This window comes from Methanosarcina vacuolata Z-761 (genome assembly GCF_000969905.1).
Taxonomy (GTDB): Archaea; Halobacteriota; Methanosarcinia; order Methanosarcinales; family Methanosarcinaceae; genus Methanosarcina; species Methanosarcina vacuolata.
Map to the genome: position 1 here is coordinate 660,743 of NZ_CP009520.1, position 20,646 is coordinate 681,388.

Consider the following 20,646-nt stretch of genomic DNA (forward strand, 5'->3'; position numbering starts at 1 on the left):
AGAATTTCAAATTAGCTAAAAAAGTTAAGAAATTAGATCTTGGGAGCCAGTTATTGAAAACTGCGAGTATGAGGATGGCTCTCAAATATTGTAAAACAAGGTCAAAGGGCGTGTTTATCATATATTATCAATGATACCATCACTGCCCTTTCTCCTTGATCTTTTTCTTTTTCCAATTCAGTTTTTATTTACTTTAAGAGTATAACTGGTTTTGTTATAACTTTTATCTAATTTTTATATAATTTTTATATATCTGGTTTTTGTTATCACGCTACGTCCTGCATCATTCTTTACTGTTAAGCTAACAGTATAGACCCCTGCCTTCGAATACTTATGAACCGGATTCTGAAGGTATGACTTTGATCCATCTCCAAAGTTCCAGTACCATGAAGCAGGTATTCCTGTGCTTTTGTCAGTAAATTTAACGTTTAATGGTGCTTTTCCGGAAGTGGGAGATCCAGAGAATGAAGCAACTGGTTTTGATATCACTTTTATATATCCGGTTTTTGTTACCGTGCCACGTCCTGCAGCATTCTTTACTATTAAGCTAACAGTATAGGCCCCTGCCTTTGAATACTTATGAACCGGATTCTGAAGGTATGACTTTGATCCATCTCCAAAGTTCCAGTACCATGAAGCAGGTGTTCCTGTGCTTTTGTCAGTAAATTTAACGTTCAATGGTGTTTTTCCGGAGGTAGGGGATCCAGAAAAGGCAGCAACGGGTTTTGTTACAACTTTTATATAATCTTTTTTTGTTACTGTGTTGCTGCCTGCAGCATTTGTTACTGTAAGTTTAACAGTATAAACTCCTACTTTTGAATACATATGGATTGGATTCTGTTTGGTTGAAGTTGTTCCGTCTCCAAAATCCCATTTCCATTTCTTTGGTGTTCCTGTACTTTTGTCATTAAACTGCACTTTCATTGGTGCTTTTCCTGAGGTTGGAGATGCAGAGAAGGAAGCAGTTGGCAGGTTTGAACTGGTGAGAGTACCCATGTAGACATTGGGTTTTTCATTTTCCCAATCCGACCACACTATCTTATCACCATAGAAATCAAATCCTAGACTAATTGATGTGCGATTAGTATGAGTTTCCTCCTGAGTTGAGAGGTTATACATGTAAATACTATCATAATCCAACCACACTATCCTGTCCTTGGAGATTGCAGGACTATAATAAAATGCTGAATCGCTGGTGGCAATTTGAGTTTCCTTCTTAGTGGAAAGATCATACATGTAGATGGAGGAGTAATATTCATCTTCATGGTGCTCATCTGCCCACACTATAATGTTATTGTCAATATCAGGACTGAATGCTGAATCGCTGCTGGAAATCCGAGTTACCTTCTGAGTGGAGATATCGTACATTATGATATTACTCGGGCGTCCCTCCAGATCAGATGTACACACTATTATGTTACCGAAAAAAGCAGGATTGTTTATTGGCACATCGTCGATATGAGTTTCCTTCTGAGTGGAGATATCATAAATGCAATAATCATATGTGCGACCATACAGTATCCTGTTGCCGGAGATACACGGCCCGAAGCCAAAAAAGTAATCAAAAAATATTGTTCTATTGGTTATCCGAATCTCCTTGTGAGTTGAGAGATCGTACATGTATACATCAGATTCTTCCTCTAAAGAGTCCCGATACCCATTACGCCAGTCCCTCCATACTATCCTGTCACCATATATAGAAGGACCCAATGCTGATCCACTGGTAGTAATTTGAGTTTCCTTCTGAGTGGAGATATTGTACATGTAAATATTGAAGGGTCCATCATCCCGGTTCCCATTACGCCAGTCCGTCCATACTATCCTGTCACCATATATAGAAGGACTCTCTGCTGATCCACTGGTGGTAATCTGAGTTTCATTGATAGTGAGCGAAGCGCCTTGCTCAGTAGTTGCGGATGCCGTAGATGAAACGAGAATCAAAAATAAAATCAGAAGTGCTGATGCGACGGCCACTGAATACGATTTTTTGTTAACTTTCAATTACCCTCCTCCTTAATCTTTAATTTATTTGTAACTATTCAGCATATCAAAGAATGTCGGTTGATTGTGATTCCACTAAAACTGAAAAATCCAAAAAATAACTTATAAACAATGAAAAACGTAGTCAATTGCCAACAATCAAAGAAAATCAATTGACAGAAATTTGTCTATTGAATTTTAGTAAAGATGGCTATTGACATTGTTTTATCTGGGCTGGATAGTTACCTTTATTTTTTCATATAAAAAATGTTAATAATTTAAAGATATCTACATTTTTAAACTTTGTTATTTAAATCAAAAATTTAAGAAAATGTGTAATTTTAGAAAATTTGTTTTGAGAAGAAGAATAAGTTTACAGTAAATCCGTATATAAATAGCAAAATTTTTCGGTATAAAAAAGGTAAAAGAAAAAATTTTGAAACTTTTGAATGAGCTTTAAAAGTTAATAAATTATATATTGGGACCCAGTCATTGCTTATAGAACCCCAGGAATCTTATAGAACCCGAGGAGGTTTACAACCTTTCGAAATTGCAGTCACTTTGCCACTTTTATATATTTCCATTTTGTTTTTGTACTACTTCCTGCTGCATTTGTTGCTGTAAGTTTAACCGTGTAGGTTCCTGCAGATGAATATGTATGTGTTGGGCTCTTTTCTGTTGAATATTTCCCATCTCCAAAATCCCATTTCCATGAGGTTGGCGATCCTTTGCTTGTCTCCGTAAATTTTACCTTTAGCGGAGCTTTTCCTGATAATGGCCAGCCCCAGAAATCTGCAGTCGGAGCTTGCGAAGTTCCTGTCACGGTTATATATCTTGTTTTTGTTACCACGCTACGTCCTACAGCATTCTTTACTGTCAGGCCAACAGTATAGACTCCTGCCTTCGAATATTTATGAATCGGATTCTGTAGGTATGACTTTGATCCATCTCCAAAAGTCCAGTACCATGAAGCAGGTATTTCTGTGCTTTTGTCAGTAAATTTAACGTTTAATGGAGCTTTTCCGGAAGTAGGTTTCGCAGAAAACGCAGCAACTGGTTTTGTTACAACTTTTATATAATCTTCTTTTGTTACTGTGTTGCTGCCTGCAGCATTTGTTACTGTAAGTTTAACAGTATAAACTCCTACTTTTGAATACTTATGCATTGGATTCTGTTTGGTTGAAGTTGTTCCGTCTCCAAAATCCCATTTCCATTTCTTTGGTGTTCCTGTACTTTTGTCAGTAAATTTAACGTTTAATGGTGTTTTTCCTGAGGTTGGAGATGCAGAGAAGGCAGCAGTTGGCAGGTTTGAACTGGTGAGAGTACCCATGTAGACATTGGTTTTTTCATTTTCCCAATCCGACCACACTATCTTATCACCATATAAATCAAATCCTGTAATTGACGTATTATTAGTGTGAGTTTCCTCTTGAGTTGAGAGATTATACATGTAAATATTATATTTATTGCCTCGGTCATCCAGCCAAACTATCCTGTCCTTGGAGATTGCAGAACTATAATAAAATGTTGATCCGCTGTTGGTAATTTGAGTTTCCTTCTTAGTGGAAAGATCATACATGTAGATCTCGGAGTAGTATTCTCCATTATCTCCCTGGCGCCAGTCTGCCCACACTATAATGTTATTGTCGATATCAGGACTGAATGCTGAATGGCTGGTGGTAATCTGAGTTTTCTTGTTAGTGGAGAGATCGTACATTGTGAGATTACTCGGACGTGCATCAATATCAGATACCCCCACTATTATGTTACCAGAAAAAGCAGGATTGATTATTGGCACATGGTCGAGATGAGTTTCCTTCTTAGTGGAGATATCATAAATGCAATAACGATATGCGCCACCCCACAGTATCCTGTTACCGGAGATAGCGATCCCGAGGTCATACCCGAATCCATCCTCAGGGATTGTGCTATTGGTTATCCGGGTCTCCTTGTGAGTGGAGAGATCGTACATGTATACATCATGTCCTCTCTCGGTATCATTCTGACTATTTCCATTGCGCCCATCCAGCCATATTATCCTATTACCATATATAGAAGGACCCCCTGCTGATCCACTGGTAGTAATTTGGGTTTCCTTGTGAGTGGAGATATTGTACATGTAAATATTGAAGGGTCCGTCATCCCGGTTTCCATTACGCCAGTCCAGCCATACTATCCTGTCACCATATATAGAAGGACCCCCTGCTGATCCACTGGTGGTTATCTGAGTTTTATTGATCGTGAGCGAAGCGGTTTGCTCAGTAGTTGCGGATGCAGTAGATGAAACGATAATCAAAAATAAAATCAGAACTGCTGATGCTAAGGCTACTGATTGCCATTTTTTGTTAGTTCCCATTTATCCTACTCCTTAATCTTTAATTTATTTTTCATATAAAAAATGTTAATAATCTAAAGATAAATAATTTAGATATATATACATTTTTAAACGTTGTCATTTATATAAAAAATTTAAAATGTGCGTAATTTTAGAAAATTTGTTTTGAGAAAAAGAATAAGTTTACAGTAAATCCATACATAAATAGCAAAATTTTTCGGTATAAAAAAGATAAAAGAAAAACTTTTGAGAATTTCAAATTAGCTAAAAAAAGTCAAGAAATTAGATAGGGAGCGCTACTGAAAATCACAAAATTAATATCTCTAAAAAATGACAAAAAGATGGGCAAGCTCATTTTTAAATATCAAATCAACAACTTACAGACACCTTCAGATAAGAACTAAGGAACACAATGAATAAATGAATAAAAAGAGTGAGCAAAAGAAAAGAGAACAGTTTCCTGTTCACCTTCTTCTAGACATATAGAACAGTTTCCTGTCCACTTTCTTCCAGACAATTATTTGTGGGCAAAATAAGCCACAACTTCTTCTTCACTTACGGTATCTATCCTGCAGAAACCGAAGCGTTCGAACTGCACGATTTTGTCAAGTTCGGCTGCAATCCCCTGCTCCCCGATACCGTTAAGATCACCTTCGGGGCCGCGTACTTTCACATTTATTCCGTCAAGTGGGACCCAGTGGATGATTTTTGCCTTTGCTTTTTTAAGGGCTTCAAGAGAAACATCAGAGAGCTTTGCCTGAAGTGGGGAAAGAGAAGTAATCTCTATATTGCAGAAATCTTTTAAGCGGATAATAGAACCCACTTCCAGCTTTTCGACATCCTCCGTGCAGACAAGTACTTTATTCCCTGCAGCAATTTCCCTGAATCCTCTTTTATGGTCAGTAGGGTGAAGAGGAAGTTTAGCAACTGTCGGTTCGGCATCTGTAATTTCCAGTTCTACAGGATTCCAGACAAAGAAATAACGGTTTGCAATAGGGTCCACGATTTTGCGGTTTTCGGCGTAGAGAGACTCCATGCTTATGCTTACGTCAGTCATTCCGACCCCCATCTCTATCATGAACTTCTTAAGAGCTTCAGCCTGGATTCCACGGCGCCTGATTGCCCTAATTGTTGGAAGCCTCGGGTCGTCCCAGCCGCTGTATTCTCCTGCTTCGATAGCTTTTCTCAGGGTGCTCGTACTGAACTTTCCAAATTCGTGGATCTTGACCCTGCCCCAGTTAGTTGTTCTCGGGTATTTCCAGCCGAAGTATTTGTAGATATATCCCTGCCGCTTTTCGCTGTCTATAAGGTCTTTGCCCCGGATGATATGGGTCATTCCCAGTTCGTGGTCTTCTATAGCCCCTGCAAAATCCAGAAGCGGCCAGACAATGTATTTGTTTCCGATCTCAGAGCGGGGATGAGACATCTTTCTTATCCTGAATGCTCCCCAGTCCCTTAGCGCAGGGTCTTTGTGCTTTATATCGGTCTTTATCCTCAGCACTGCCTGCTGGTCTTCGTATTCCCCGGCAAGCATCTTCTCCCAGTGCATAAGGTTTTCTTCGGGGCTGGTATCCCTGTGAGGGCAGGCTTGCTTTGCATCCTTAAACTGCTTGAAATCTCCTCCCTTACAGAAGCAGACATAAGCCTTACCCATCTCGATAAGTTTCCTTGCGTAATCGTAATACATAGGGAAATGGTCAGAAGCATAAACAACCTGGTCAGGCACAACCCCGAGCCATTTGAAGTCATCGAGATACCAGTCATAAGCCTCAAGCATAGGCCGCTTTATATCAGGATCGGTATCATCGAAACGCAGGACAAATTTTCCTCCGTACATTTTCACGTATTCGGAATTAACTACCATGCCTCTTGCACTGCCAAGTGTTGCTGGCCCGTTGGGATTCGGAGCAAAACGCATTACAACTTTGCCATCTTCTGCCCCCTCAAGAGGTTTTAAGCCCTTATCAGGTTCCTTTTTTACACTAAGGGCTTCGATAAGCTCAGGGGCAATTTCAGAAAGCTTTGCTTCCCAGGCTTCAGGATTTCCCTTTGCAATCTCGGGAATAATAACGTTAAGAGCCTCAGATACTGCATTTGGGTCGGACCTGAGTTGAGGGCACTCCCCCATTACTTTGCCCATTACAGCTTTAGGTTGGGGGGCTTTCCCGTATTTTACAGCGTTTTGATAGGCGTATTTTTCAATTGTCTTAAGGTCTTCAGGACTTAAGGTCATAGAATTTCTCCAAAAATAAACTGGATCCAATGATTTAGAGTGATTGTGATTGAGGAAAAAACATGTAAATAGGGTTATAAAAAGTCACCGAAGCGAAGGAATTCCTCACAAAAACTGAAAAAGACCTTTTAAAAAAGCTCCTTTTGCATGCAGGAGCCTTTACCTGGGAATTGAAGCTTCGATTTCCTGGATGCGGGATATTTTCTCGTTGATTTTCTTAAACTCGGACTCAAATTCCTCCAGGAATTTTGGAACCGCATCTCCAGGTACGGCACCCTGAGCCGAGGGCTTGATAAGGTTAGCCTGTTCAAGGACTCTGAGCGAATAGCGCACTTTATGGTTCTGCATTCCAGTGACTTCTGAAAGTTTCAGAATCCCAATAGGAGCTTCTTCAATCACTTTCTTAAGCACCAGAAGATGGCGCTCGGTAAGTTCAAGTTCATTTCCGATAGGCTCAAGCAGCATCAGACAACCTCGTTTCTAAGTGTTCCGATTCCCTGGATCTCAACTTCTACAATGTCTCCACGCTGAAGTTCTCCAACGCCAGGAGGAGTTCCTGTGGCAATGATATCTCCTACTTCCAGGGTCATGATCTCGGTGATAAATTCAATAAGATAAGGAATGTCAAAAAGAAAGTTTGAAGTGCTGGAAGCCTGCCTGGTTTTCCCATTTACCCTGCAGGCAATTTTCGTATCCGTAATATCGAGTTCATCGGGAAGAGCAAGATAAGGCCCAAAAGCTGCAAAAGTATCAAAACTCTTTGCCCTTGTCCATTGCCCATCCTTTTGCTGGAGGTCCCGGGCGGTCACATCATTAAAGCAGGTATAACCTGCAATTACATCTATGGCCTTTGAGGCTGAGATGTTCTTACAGCGTTTGCCTATAACGATTGCGAGTTCTGCTTCATATTCTACTCTGGAGCTCGATGACGGATAAATTATCTTGTCCTCATGCCCTATAATGGCTGAAGGAGGCTTTAAAAAGAGTACAGGTTTTTCCGGGATTTTCATGTTCAGCTCTTCAGCATGATCCCGGTAGTTCAAGCCGACACACACGATTTTCGAGGGAGACGCAGGCGGAAGGACACGAAGCTCTGAAATGTCAAAAATCCCGGGGGGAGTCCCTCCTTTTGGATATACGCGTCCATTTTCGATATCTCCGTAAAAAATTTCATCTCCTGATCTGAACCTTCCTATCATGTCTCGGTCTTCTCCTGCTTTTTGGGATGTTTTCGCCCGCTTTCCTTCATTTTTTTAAAAGGATATATTCAAACTTAAATTTTAACTCTTCGCCCACTGGCATCCCGCGTATATTTTCCCAGTTCGGAATCCATGAGCTGCACACCTGAAAACACAGGCCCGTCCCTGCAAACCCTGAGTCCTGACTTGTCTATACAGCATGCCCCGCAGACTCCTATACCACATTTGAAATAGCGGTGAAGGCTGAATTCGGACTTATCAAGAACCTCTCTGTCCTCCAGGAGCCTGAAAACCGAAGCCATCATTATTTCCGGCCCGCAGACCGCAATTTTGTCATAAACCGAAAGGTTGAGGCTGTTGAGCACATCGGTTACAAAGCCCTTTGTCCCTTTTGAGCCGTCATCCGTAGAAATGTAGACTTCCCCTGCTTCTGCAAAGCGTTTCTCAAAAAGAAGGTCACCTGCACTCCGCGCTCCAAGCGCTGTATGAACTTCCGAGCCTGCACTCCGCGCTGCTTCGGCATAAGGAACAAGGGGAGCAGCTCCAACCCCGCCTGCAATAACCAGAGTTTTTTCTCCCTCCGAAGGCAGGGAAAAGCCCTTTCCATAAGGACCTCTGAGCCCGAAAGAATCTCCTTCTTTCAGCTCAAAAAGCTTTGAAGTTGCCTCTCCCACTTTCTGGACAGTTATGGAATTCTTACTCGATAGGCCCATAGGAACCTCGTCCACGCCCCTGACCCATACCATTACAAACTGGCCGGGATTCATGGTCTCAAACTGGAAATCAAAGAAGAAAGTCCTGATTGAAGGAGACTCTTCATATATCTTTAATATTGTAGCATTAAGAGGAAGCATCAGACCATCTCATGAGCAAGCCCTATTAATTTTTTCACGTCCGAATAGCCTTTCCTTTGCAGGAAAGCTTCAATACCTGTACTGATTTCTGAGAAGATGTCAAGCCTGTCATATACAGCCGATCCTACCTGGACAGCCGCAGCCCCTGCCATCATCATTTCTACCGCATCCTGCCAGGAAGATACACCTCCTACCCCTATTACAGGGATCTCCAGGGCAGTATACAGGTCATAAACGCATTTGATAGCTACGGGTTTGACTGCTTTTCCTGAAAGCCCACCTGAACGGTTCCCCAGGACAGGATATCCGGACTCTATATCTATAGCCATCCCTTTTAAGGTATTAATTGCAACAACTGCATCTGCTCCCCCTGCTTCTGCTGCATTTCCTATGCACGTAATATCAGAAACATTAGGAGTAAGCTTAACCCACACAGGCACATTTACTATGTCTTTTACTGCGGCTGTAATTGCTTCCACAAGACAGGGGTTAGAGCCAACTGCTGCTCCGTATCCTTCTGCATGGGGACAGCTCACATTTAGCTCGAAAGCATCGGGTTTCGCAGGGAGCAGGCCCTCTGCAACTTCCTTGAATTCGGCCGGGTTTCCGCCGAAGATGCTTGCGATTACTGGGACTCCTGCATCCTTTTTTGCAATTTCGAGTTCCTGGATAAAGCTGGGATAGGAAGGATTCGGAAGTCCCATAGCATTCAAAAATCCGCAGTCAAGTTTGACCATGCTCGGGTTGGAATGCCCGGTTTTAGGCATAGGGCCTATGGATTTAGTCACAACGGCTCCAGCCCCTCCTTCATGTGCAACCCTGCACAGTGATGCTCCGGTTGTGCCAAGTATCCCGGCTGCAAGAATGGTTGGGTTCTTCAGTTTAAGTCCGGTAAGAGTATACATAGCTGTTTCCTTTCTGCCCTGTTAGAATATCATTTTCATTTGCATTTCATTTGCATTTCATTTGCATTTCATTTGCGTTATCAGTCGTGTTATCATTTAGTTATTATTCGTATAAATCATCCGAGTCGCACGAATCCCTCGAAAGCTGCAGGAGAGCCTCTTCAGCAAGTTTCTTTCCGCCCATATGTACAAGACTGCTTCCGAGTTCTCTGGCTTTTTCAATGCCTCCTGCCATAGGGATAAATTCATTTATACCGACAGTTTCCTCACCGCTAAGGGAAAGGACCTCAGCCCGCACATGGATTTCTTTTCGGTCAGGCGTAATTTCTGCATAAGAACCTATAGGCGTGGTACAGCCTCCCCCAAGTTCGGAAATCAGGATGCGCTCAATTTCGGTGGCAATCCTGCTGTCAGTATGGTCAAGCCTGGAAACCGCAGCTTCAGCCTCAGTACCTGCTCTTGTGACAACTGCAATCGTACCCTGATTGGGAGATGGGCAGAAGAAATCAGGAGAAAGAATTTCCCCTTCAAGCTCCCAGCCCATGCGTTCAAGCCCCGCTTTAGCGAGCAGAATGCCGTCATATTTTCCTTCTTTCAGCTTCCTGAGCCTTGTATCGATATTGCCCCTTAAATCCTGTGTAACAAGGTCAGGCCTATAGCGTTTGATCTGGGCGGCCCTCCTCAGGGAACTGGTACCTATAATAGACTGTTCGGGCAGCTCGTCCAGGGAGGTTCCGTCATAAGTCAGCAGGAGATCAAATGGGGTATCCCGCTTCAGAACGGCTGCTGTTGGAAGTGTTGGTGGGCGAATCGTTGGCATATCCTTCATGGAATGGACAGCGATATCTATTTCTCCTTCAAGCATAACTTCGTCCAGTTCCCTGACAAAAGCTCCAACTCCGCTTGATACGGCGTGTAGAGGCCGGTCAGTAAACCGGTCTCCGCTGGTTTTTATAATTTTCAAGCTGGTTTCAACGCCCTGTGCTTTCAAAAGGCGTGCAACAGTCTCGGCCTGAGCAAGTGCAAGCTGGCTGCCCCGCGTACCTATAATCATATAGAATCCTCGTTTTCAAAGATGTAAATCCGTTCAAAATAAATCCGCTTAAAGATTTTCGGTGTATGCTTTAAGGGTTTTTTCGATGTCCTCTTCGCTATGGGCTGCGGAGACGAAGTTTGTTTCAAACTGCGAGGGAGGGAGGAAAATTCCGCTTGCAAGCATCCTGTGGAAGAAAGCAAGGTAACCCTCCTTATCGCACTTCAGAGCTTCCTGATAGTTGTGAGGTTCGGCTCCAAAGAAAATCTTGAACATTGAAGCAATTCCGCATACGCTGTAATCAAGCCCTTCGTCCTCAACAATTTCTGTAAGTACAGCCCGTATGTAATCGCCTTTCGAATTAACTTTTTCGTGGATCTTTTCCTGCTCCATATAGTCAAGCACTGCAATTCCCGCAGCCATGGAACACGGACTTCCGCTGAAAGTCCCTGCCTGGTAGACCGGGCCGGATGGTGAGATCATTTCCATGATTTCACTCTTTCCTCCAAAAACACCTATAGGCAGCCCTCCACCCACGATCTTTCCAAGAGTGGTCATATCAGGCACGACTCCAAAGTATTCCTGTGCCCCTCCCATTGCGAGCCTGAATCCAGTGATAACCTCATCGAATATGAGAAGCACGTCGTTTTCCAGGGTAAGCTTCCTGAGCTCTTCCAGGTATCCGGGCAGGGGAGTTATCGGGCCTATGTTTCCGAGCACGGGCTCTATGATAACTGCGGCCAGTTCATCTCGGTTTTTCTCTACAAGCTCTGTCATTGCTTCTATATCATTATAGGGAGCTTGCAGGGTATATTTTGTGAAATCTGCAGGTATCCCCAGGGAATCAGGCTCTCCAAGAGTTGTCGCTCCTGATCCTGCTTTTACAAGCACCGCATCATGAGCCCCATGAAATCCGCCTTCAATTTTGATGAATTTGTTTCTGCCCGTAAAGCCGCGGGCGAGTCGAAGAGCACTCATTGTAGCCTCCGTGCCTGTGGATACGAAGCGGAGCATATCGATACTGGGATAATATCCTGCAACTTTCTCGGCAAGGTTTACTTCAAGCTCGGTAGGGGTCCCGTAGAGCCAGCCTTTGTCGAGCTGGGCTTTAATAGCTTCTTTTATCACAGGGTGATTGTGCCCAAGGAGAGCAGGGCCGTAAGCCAGACAGTAATCAATGTATTCGTTCCCGTCAAGATCCCTTATCTTTGAGCCATTGGCTGACGCCGTATAGAATGGATATGGCTTTATTGCGCGTACAGGACTGCTTACTCCACCAGGAATAAGGGTCTTTGCTTTCTCATACATCTGCCTGGACTTCTCAAGTGTTACCTCAGATATCATGGAAATCTCACCGGATTGGACTGAAAATCTATAACAGTTATTCGTAAATTTAAGTTAAGTTCTGGATTTTAAGTTAAGTTCTGGATTTTAAGTTAAGTTCTGGATTTTAAGTTAAGCTCTGAATTGAACTTAACTTGCACATAGAATTGAATTTATACTGAACCGAATTATGTTTTACACTGAACCGAATCATGTTGAACTAAATTATGTTGAACTAAATTATGTTGAACTAAATTATGTTGAACTAAATTATGTTGAACTAAATTTATAAATATTATACTGATTTTATATATTAATCTGCACTTTAAAGTTAAGGCTTTTTACACCTTACTGTATTACTTTTCTATCTTATAACAGAGACTCTCTCTATTAAGCAGTTATTAATGAACTTGATGGGTGTGTAAACGGAATCAGCAATAGTTTTGAAGGCAGGAAAGGCGGGAAAGGGAGAAAAACGAAATAAATCTGAAAAGAAAAAGCACCTGAAAAAGAGGTGCTTACTTCAACATGCGGGCAGCATCTTTTGCAAAGTAGGTAATGATAATATCTGCTCCTGCCCTTTTGATGGAAATGAGGGATTCGTAAATTGCTTTCTTTTCGTCAAGCCAGCCATTAGCTGCGGCGGCTTTGATCATGGAATATTCTCCGCTTACGTTGTATGCAGCAGTTGGCATCCCATAGTCCGTCTTGACCCTGTAGACAATATCAAGGTAAGGAAGAGCTGGCTTTACAATTATTATATCTGCGCCTTCGGCTACATCAAGAGTTACTTCCCTGATAGCCTCATTGCCGTTTGCAGGGTCCATTTGATAGGTAGAACGGTCTCCGAAGGAATATCCTGACTCAGCGGCTTCTCTGAAAGGCCCATAGAAACACGAATGATATTTTGCGGCATAGGACATTATTGGAATATTCTCAAATCCGTTCATGTCAAGCGCGTGTCTGATAGCTTCTACCATCCCATCCATCATACACGACGGAGCCACCATATCAGCACCTGCCTTTGCATGGCTCACTGCAATCTTTCCTATGACCTCAAGGGTGGGATCATTCAGGACTTCTTTTGTTTCGAAATCAACGATTCCGCAGTGCCCGTGGCTTGTGTATTCACACATACAGACGTCCGTGATCACAACAAGTTCGTCTCCAAGCTCGGCCTTAATTCTCCTGACAGCCTCCTGGACGACATCGATTTCCCCATAAGAAGAACTGCCTTCCGCGTCCTTAAATGCAGGCACTCCAAAAATAATCACTGCCGGTATCCCGAGTTCTGCAATCTCTTTTGCCTCATCCACAACCTCAGAGAGAGGAATATTATATATTCCGGGCATGGAAGGGATTTCAACAGCAGAATCAATAGTTTCATTCACAAAAATGGGCTGGACCAGGTCGTCTACGGATAAAGTAGTTTCACGCACAAGGTTCCTGATCTTTCCTCTTCTCAATCGTCTTAACCTGACATCTGGAAACATTTGATCACTTCTCTGCGAATTATCTGTGAATTATCTATGAATTATCTATGAATTATCTATGAATTATCTATGAATTATCTATGAATTATCTATGAATTATCTATGAATTATCTATGAATTATCTATGAATTATCTATGAATTATCTATGAATTATCTATGAATTATCTATGAATTATCTATGAATTATCTATGAATTATCTATGAATTATCTATGAATTATCTGCAAATTATCTGTGAATTATCTGTGAATTATCTGCGAATTATCTTGTCTACGAATTTTGTATAGTTTCTGATTCTTTTTTATTAGTTACTTTTTTCAGAAACCCGATCTCTCGCACTCTCGCAATCGGGTTTCATATTTTCCACCTTTATCACGCAATCGGATTTCATTTTTTCCGCTTTTACCTTGTCTTTTTCGAGGCAGAAGATCCTTGCAACTACGTCAAGGAACTCGTCGTTTCCGAGCTCTGCGGCCTGGCGGAGAACTTTGGTGGGCTCGGCAAGAATTTTGTTTGCGATGGAATGGGTAAGGTCATCAAGCACCTCGGTTTCGATTTTTCCTATAGTATGGTAAGCACAGAGCCTGTTAACTGCTTTTTCCCTTTCCCGCATTCTCACATCATACACTTGCTTATAAAGTTCAGATATAATCTTATCGGCTCTCTGGCGTTTATATTGGAGGTTTAAAAGCTTGATCTCTTCCTGAATTATATCTTCGGCTTTTTTAGCTTCCTCTTTCCTCATTTTAAGCGTTCTCTCACTGATCACCCTGAGATTGTCAATATTGCACAGTTCCACGTTATCGAGTTCAGCAGCCGATTCCTCGATATCCCTGGGATTTGCTATATCAATTAAGAGGAGTTTACGGTTTTTATCCCGGTCTTTTATGGCTTTTTCAACTATTTCACGGGTTAAAATGTAATGAGGAGCACCTGTACCACTAATTACAACATCAGCACTTTTAAGTTGAGACTGGACATCATTGAGCTTGACTGCGTATCCTCCCAGTTCATAGGCAAGTTCTTCAGCTTTCTTGAAGGTACGGTTAGCGATGTAGATTGCCTCGATATCCTTTTCAGCCAGGGCTTTTGCTACAAGAACTCCTATTTCCCCTGCCCCTATCACAAGCACGGATTTTCCTGTGAGCCCGTCCAGAATTTCCTCTGCAAGGTCCACAGCCGCAGAACCTATGGATACCGAACCTTTATTGATCCGGGTTTCGTTACGGATACGTTTTCCTACCTGAATAGCTTTATCAAAGGCAGTGTCAAGGATTTTTCCGGTAGTTCCCGCTTTTTTGGAATAAGCGTAGAGTTCCTTTATTTGCCCTAAAATCTGGTCTTCCCCAACAATCATAGATTCAAGCCCGCCGGCAAGCCTGAGCAGGTGTTCAAGAGATTCGTCATGCCCATAGAAATCAATAATATGGGTGGAAGCTCCCATTTCCTTTGCAAAAGAGAAAAGTATACTGCTGCTGGGGGAAACAACATAAATTTCAACACGGTTGCAGGTTTTCAAGACAACGCACTCATGAACATATTCATGATTATACAAATTATGGAGCAGACCGTCCAGATCTCCGTGCCAGGCGGACTCCATTTCCTCAATTTTTGCTTTCTTATGGGATATAACCATACTTGAGATTTCTGTCACAGAGAGCCTCCGGATAGAATGAATCAGGAATAGAGTAATAATATAAGGAGCTGTAAATTAAACTTTGTCATAACTCCTAAGCCTTTTTTCACAAACGAATTTTATTTACAGATTATTTTTATTTAAAGCTTCCATTTGCAGAATATTTTGATTCAGGTCGTCTTGAGATTCATGGAACATTAAAATTTTGAGATTACTGAGTCTTTTAGATTACTGAGATTTTGAGATTACTGAGACTTTTAGATTACTGAGATTTTGAGATTACTAGATTTTGAGATTACTGAGACTTTACTATTACTGAGATTTTGAGAATACTGAGACTTTACTATTACTGAGATTTTGAGAATACTTAATTAAGGGTGTACTTTGAAGGTTCTTAACGTTTATAGTTTCCTTCCAGCATCTTCGATTCCTTTCAGGATTATCTGTCGGAATGTTCCAGGTAACTTGAAATTATCGCATACGCCCTTTCAGCTGCTTTTTCATAAGACTCGGAAAATCCATCCCAGACAGCCTCGCTTTCCAGGACTTTCCAGAGAATTGCTTTTCTCTCCCTCTGTTCTGCCACATGCTTCTTGAGGTAACTCCTGAGCTCATCCTGAAGCCGGATCATATCGGAATATTCGGGAGTAACCAGGCCTTCGATCTGCCTGCGAGTATATTTTGAGACCGCAGGACTGTGCCCGAGAGTGGAAATACCTATCACGAGGTCTCCTCTTTTAATCACTGATGGGATTACGACACTACCTAAAGTGTCTACCTGATTAATCAAAATATCGCTCTCCCGTGCGATAGCAGTGATTTTCTGGTTAAGTTCAAAATTGCTTGTTGCAGGGATGACAAGAAAAGCTCCTGAAATTAGTTCCCGGAGCTCAGAATCCGAAGCCGTAAGTAAATCGAGCCGAACAAGCCTTACCTGGCCTGAAGCTCCGAGCTCCTGCAGGTCCTGGGAGAATTCAAGGCTGGCAACAAGTGTATCTGCACAGCCGGAAAAGAGTTTGGCTTTGCGTTCCCCAACCGAGCCTCCCCCAAAGATAACGATTTTCCTGCCAGACAGGTCAAGCATAAGCGGTAGAAAATTATTTGTTTCAGCCATAGCCAGGAACCTCGCAATAAAAATCTTAATATCGGGACTTATTAATATAGGAATTTTACAGTCTGACCCCGGTTTTTTTGAATTCTCTTTCACTGAAAAAGAGGGTATAATCATTAATTCCGGTAGCTTCCGATATCCTTACAGCTACTTTTTCACAGTCTTCTGGAGTGTAAGAGTGAACCATAGTAAACAGATTGTACGGCCAGTCAGGATAGCGGGGGCGTTCATAGCAGTGAGTCACTTCGGGAAATTCAGCCATGATATTCCCTACCGTTTCTATCTGCTCATCAGGAACATTCCAGACACACATTGCATTGGCTGTTATGCCTATAGCTCTGTGCCCGATTGAAGCTGCAAAGCGACGGATTTTCCCGGCTTTCTGGAGGTTTTTAAGCCTGTCAACAACTTCCTGTTCACTGATTCCAAGTTCAGAAGCAAATCCTTTGAAAGGAGAATGTGTGATTGGAATTCCGTCCTGCACAAGTTTTAGCAGTTTTACATCCGTTTTATCCATTTATTTCACCTGATATCAAATTTTACCTGAATCTTAAACAGGTGCTTTGTAGGAAGATCAAGAAGAGGACAGCCTGTATTCTCTCGGATTTCGCTGAGAATCCTTTCAAGCCTGTTTTTATTTGGAGCAGAAAGTGTAAACCAGAGATTATATTGTGAAGCACTTCTGAGATAATTATGGGAAACCTCGGAATACTCGTTAATAAAAATAGCAACTTCTTCTATGCGGGACTCAGGCACTTTCAGAGCTACAAGAGTACTTACGCCTCCCATATTTCTCATGCTAAGGACAGGACCTACCCTTCTTACCGCCCCTTTCTTGTTAAGTTCTCGCAGCCTTTCAATTACCTCGGTTTCGGAAAGTCCGATAATCTCGCCTAACTTTGCAAAAGGTTCAACTTCGAGGGGGACTTCCTGCTGGATAAGGTTGAGGATTTTCTTGTCGGTCTCATCTAGTTCTATTACCGGAACTTCCCTGTCATTAGGGTCCATATCACAGGAAAAATCGGCAGCCTCTTTCTTGAGCTGATCTTTTAAATTATCAATGTCAATCATCCTGATCACTACTATTTTTTCGGGGTCTGTATATGCAGTAAGGCTCTTCTTCGAGATAGTCGCCTGTAGCAGCATAGGCTCTTGCCCTGCAGCCTGCACAGACTTTTTTGTATTCACATATCCCGCACTTTCCTTTAAGCTCTTCGGGGTCTCTCAGTTTCCTGAATACCTCAGAGTTCTCCCAGATATCCCTGAAAGGTTCTTCCCTTATGTTTCCGGCAAGAACTGGAAGGTAGCCGCAGGGATAGACCTGCCCGACACTTGATACAAAACAGAAGCCTGTACCTCCGAGGCAGCCCTTTGTCATTGCTTCATATCCGTGGGTTTTAACCGAAATTTCAATGCCTTCTTTTTTTGCCTGCTGGCGCATTATCCTGAAATAGTGGGGAGCGCAGGTTGCTTTCAACTGGATTTTCGATTCTTTTTGCATCTCATAAAACCAGTGTAGAATGCGCTCGTAATCTGCAGGGGATACCTCATCGGATTCTTCTCCCCTGCCTGTAGGTACAAGGAAAAAGACATGATATGCAACTGCACCAAGCTCTTTTGCAAGCTCAAAGGTCTTATGTATTTCTTCAAGGTTGCGTTTTGAAACCGTAGTATTGATCTGGAAAGGAAAATCGGCTTTCCTGAGGACTTGAATGCCTGCAAGCGTTCTTTCAAAAGCCCCGGGCATGCCCCTGAAATTGTCATGCGTTTCTGCAGTTGCTCCGTCAATACTAATGCTGAGCCTCTGCACTCCGGCAGCTCTTAATTTCTCAACAATTTCAGGCGTAAGAAGAGTCCCGTTTGTTGCAAGTACGACTCGGAGCCCGGCATCAGTTCCGTAACGTGCAATTTCAAAAACGTCGGGCCTGGTCAGAGGCTCGCCTCCGCTCAGAATGAGAATGGGTTTTCCAAGCCCTACAACTTCATCTATGAAGTGTTTAGCCTCTTCAGTTGTAAGTTCACCCGCCGGAACCGAGGAAGTGGAAGATCCCCTGCAGTGTACGCAGTTCAGGTTGCACCCTGCAGTCAGTTCCCATGCGATAAGTCTTGGTGCATTTGTCATGGCGATCATAAATTAGCTGTTTTCATTAATAGCATTCAAAGTTTAATGAGATTTACAAATTAACGATAATTAGAAAGTTAAAATCCTGGTTTGAAGACCGAATAAAGTCCAGATTATTTTACCGGGAATTTCTCCGATTACCTGAATTTTCTCCGGTTAAGATTTGAAAGATCTGGATTTAAGACTTGAAAAGTCATATTAGTAAAGTAATATTAATATTCTGCCATCTCAAATAAAAAATTGCAAAAAGAAATTGATAAAATGTCAGGGATTTTTGTTATATCCAGGTTATTTGACAATTTATAATCAAATAAAATATTTAGAAATTAATATAATAAAACTAATTAAGTAATGACTGACTGACTGACTGACTGACTGACTGACTGACTGACTGAATGAAAATCCACATTATGGTGAGCTTATTGAAAAATAGGGAATTGTCCTCTTAAACCATAACTTCCCTTATCATTATCGGAGTCTCGTTATCCCAATAAATATCTATAGTAGCTGTACTCCAGCGGTTCAGATATATTGAAGTTTTTTCCTCTGCAATCCCGTTATCTAATATAATCGTAACTATTCAGGGTATAGCTAGCGGCGCTCCTTTGAGCGCCGCGAGAATACCCTCTAAAACAGGTAAACCATTCTTTCTTATTGTGGAAATATATGCTCTAATTCTGCAGAAAGCTTCCGCTCCCCGTGTAGTTCTGAAAGTTCCTGATATTTTCTGCTGTAGTTTCATCATCCTGACATCTCTTTCTGCTTGATTATTCTCAAACGGAACTTTCAAGTCTTTCAGGAATCTCAGAATCTTTTCTTTATGTTCTATAAACCTATCAAGCAGATTCCTTGCTTTGGTTTTTGGATACATACCACGTTTTCCTTGTCTTTCAGGATTTAGAGAAGGTGGATTTTCTTCAATTCCTTTCGCGACTACAGTATCGAACCTTTTTTCTAATGCCTTAACTTGTTCAAAATCCAGATATTTGCCCTGCTCTTTGCACTCATCAGTATACTTTTTCATTTCAGATAACAGCTCATTCATATCTTTAGCCCATTGCTGTTTATAACTCTCCTCAATTCCAATAAGTTCTCTTTGGAGATGGGCATTGCAAAGAGCATGATCACAATTATAACCGTTGTAAGGTTTCCATCCATCATGAACTGCTACCCATTTAAACTCTGGAAGAATTCCCATAGCATCAATAGCTTCTGATCCTCTTTTCGGATGAGCAAAATAACAAGTGTATTTGTCAGTAGAAGCTACATGAAGCCAATGTCTTTTTCCGTGAACTTTCATTCCAGTTTCATCACAATGGATAACAGGAGAAGAGAGTAACTTTCTCGAATTACGTTTTCAAATTCTTCAAGATTCAGGAAACATTCTCTTTCTGCTTCAATAATGGTAGCAGAACTGATTTTTATCCCCATTACATCATGAAACAATTCAGAAATCCTTTTATAAGGAATGAAATGGTGATTTTTAAAGTAAATTGCTGAAGCTACGATATTAGGACCATATTGAACTGGGGAATTTACTGATTCTGGAAATTCAGCTTTATTTAACCTTCCACAGCAAGGACAGATCTTAATCTGACTTTGATGTTCTGTAACAATAAGATTTACAGGCGGAATATCAAAAACCTGTCTTACCTCATAAGCTTTAACTTCAACATCCTCAAGATTCTGGCCGCATTCTTCGCAACAGTTCAAAGAATGCTCTATTACCTAATCAGGATTATCTACCATTTCGAGAGTTGTTCCTGGATGACCTTCTTGACCTCCAGGTTTCTTGCCACTCTGTTTACGGAGACTTTTTGGATTAGGTTTTCCTTTGGAAATATAGTCACTAGAAGGAGGTTTACTGCTGTTTCGGCTGTTTTGATTTAAGCGAAATTCTAAAACTTGCAATCTTTCAGTGAGGTCTTTAATTTGAGATTCAAGACTTATAATATAAGCAATAACTTCAGGGTTTGAAGCACACAAAGCAAGAATCTCTTCACGTTTCATCAAGGAAGAAAATGGTTCATTTTATATCCAATTTTTCCTCGGAACGAGGAAAAATTGTGTAGCCTTAACAAGGCTACCTGAATAGTTACATATAATCTTAAAAATATATTCTTTCGATTCAAAAGAGTTTTTGAGATTAAGCGGCTTTGTCATTGAGACTGATTCGTCCGGACGGAGCTTGTATGATTCCTTAAATACGGATTCATTATGAGAATTGAGTATTTCAACCGATACTTCATGGGTCCCTACATCGTGGTTTTTTAACTCAAAAAAATTATCCACTGCCGGACCACCGAGAAGAAGTATTAGCAAATAATAACCCACTATTGCAGCTAAGGGTATGATTAATAGAAATAGAAGCAATTTTCTATAATTCCGCATTTACAATCTTTTCCTTGTGAAAGAATATGAA

15 protein-coding genes and 1 pseudogene are annotated in these 20,646 nt (G+C 41.6%); all 16 read right to left on the reverse strand.

What is annotated here, in order from left to right; genetic code table 11:
• Positions 1 to 234: 234 nt before the first annotated feature.
• On the reverse strand, positions 235 to 2,001 hold the full coding sequence (locus MSVAZ_RS02920; protein WP_048117840.1) for a PKD domain-containing protein: 1,767 nt from the start codon (positions 1,999 to 2,001) through the stop codon (positions 235 to 237).
• 535 nt (positions 2,002 to 2,536) lie between these two features.
• Positions 2,537 to 4,336 (reverse strand): PKD domain-containing protein, encoded by a 1,800-nt coding sequence (locus MSVAZ_RS18660; RefSeq protein ID WP_052727859.1) that lies wholly within the window; start codon positions 4,334 to 4,336, stop codon positions 2,537 to 2,539.
• Between the two features lie 496 nt (positions 4,337 to 4,832).
• Positions 4,833 to 6,548, reverse strand: coding sequence for a glutamate--tRNA ligase (locus MSVAZ_RS02930; RefSeq protein ID WP_048117844.1), 1,716 nt, complete (start codon positions 6,546 to 6,548; stop codon positions 4,833 to 4,835).
• Between the two features lie 159 nt (positions 6,549 to 6,707).
• Positions 6,708 to 7,013: a hypothetical protein gene (locus MSVAZ_RS02935; protein ID WP_048117847.1), complete on the reverse strand. Its 306-nt coding sequence runs from the start codon at positions 7,011 to 7,013 to the stop codon at positions 6,708 to 6,710.
• Complete coding sequence (locus MSVAZ_RS02940; protein WP_048117850.1) at positions 7,013 to 7,747, reverse strand: fumarylacetoacetate hydrolase family protein; 735 nt, start codon at positions 7,745 to 7,747, stop codon at positions 7,013 to 7,015. The genes MSVAZ_RS02935 and MSVAZ_RS02940 overlap by 1 nt, the downstream gene beginning before the upstream one ends.
• 74 nt (positions 7,748 to 7,821) lie before the next feature.
• Positions 7,822 to 8,601, reverse strand: coding sequence for a dihydroorotate dehydrogenase electron transfer subunit (locus MSVAZ_RS02945; protein ID WP_048117853.1), 780 nt, complete (start codon positions 8,599 to 8,601; stop codon positions 7,822 to 7,824).
• A complete protein-coding gene (locus MSVAZ_RS02950; protein WP_048117857.1) occupies positions 8,601 to 9,506 on the reverse strand; it encodes a dihydroorotate dehydrogenase in 906 nt (301 codons plus the stop codon). The genes MSVAZ_RS02945 and MSVAZ_RS02950 overlap by 1 nt, the downstream gene beginning before the upstream one ends.
• A 103-nt stretch (positions 9,507 to 9,609) precedes the next feature.
• The gene (gene hemC / locus MSVAZ_RS02955; RefSeq protein ID WP_048117858.1) at positions 9,610 to 10,560 is read right to left on the reverse strand and encodes a hydroxymethylbilane synthase; all 951 of its coding nucleotides are present in this window, start codon (positions 10,558 to 10,560) and stop codon (positions 9,610 to 9,612) included.
• A gap of 48 nt (positions 10,561 to 10,608) precedes the next feature.
• Entirely contained in the window at positions 10,609 to 11,883 is a 1,275-nt protein-coding gene (hemL, locus tag MSVAZ_RS02960) for a glutamate-1-semialdehyde 2,1-aminomutase (protein ID WP_048117862.1), read from the reverse strand.
• Between the two features lie 497 nt (positions 11,884 to 12,380).
• The gene (gene hemB / locus MSVAZ_RS02965; protein WP_048117865.1) at positions 12,381 to 13,355 is read right to left on the reverse strand and encodes a porphobilinogen synthase; all 975 of its coding nucleotides are present in this window, start codon (positions 13,353 to 13,355) and stop codon (positions 12,381 to 12,383) included.
• Between the two features lie 304 nt (positions 13,356 to 13,659).
• On the reverse strand, positions 13,660 to 15,009 hold the full coding sequence (gene hemA, locus MSVAZ_RS02970) for a glutamyl-tRNA reductase (RefSeq protein ID WP_048117868.1): 1,350 nt from the start codon (positions 15,007 to 15,009) through the stop codon (positions 13,660 to 13,662).
• Positions 15,010 to 15,430: 421 nt separating this feature from the next.
• A complete protein-coding gene (locus tag MSVAZ_RS02975) occupies positions 15,431 to 16,105 on the reverse strand; it encodes a precorrin-2 dehydrogenase/sirohydrochlorin ferrochelatase family protein (RefSeq protein ID WP_048117871.1) in 675 nt (224 codons plus the stop codon).
• 55 nt (positions 16,106 to 16,160) lie between these two features.
• Positions 16,161 to 16,619 carry a siroheme decarboxylase subunit beta gene (gene ahbB / locus MSVAZ_RS02980; protein WP_048117874.1) on the reverse strand — a complete coding sequence of 153 codons (459 nt, stop codon included), beginning with the start codon at positions 16,617 to 16,619 and terminating at the stop codon, positions 16,161 to 16,163.
• A 5-nt stretch (positions 16,620 to 16,624) separates the two neighbouring features.
• Complete coding sequence (gene ahbA / locus MSVAZ_RS02985) at positions 16,625 to 17,173, reverse strand: siroheme decarboxylase subunit alpha (protein ID WP_048117877.1); 549 nt, start codon at positions 17,171 to 17,173, stop codon at positions 16,625 to 16,627.
• On the reverse strand, positions 17,166 to 18,233 hold the full coding sequence (ahbD, locus tag MSVAZ_RS02990) for a heme b synthase (RefSeq protein ID WP_048117880.1): 1,068 nt from the start codon (positions 18,231 to 18,233) through the stop codon (positions 17,166 to 17,168). The genes ahbA and ahbD overlap by 8 nt, the downstream gene beginning before the upstream one ends.
• Positions 18,234 to 18,804: 571 nt before the next feature.
• A pseudogene (gene tnpC / locus MSVAZ_RS02995) lies at positions 18,805 to 20,237 on the reverse strand (IS66 family transposase).
• Positions 20,238 to 20,646 lie beyond the last annotated feature (409 nt).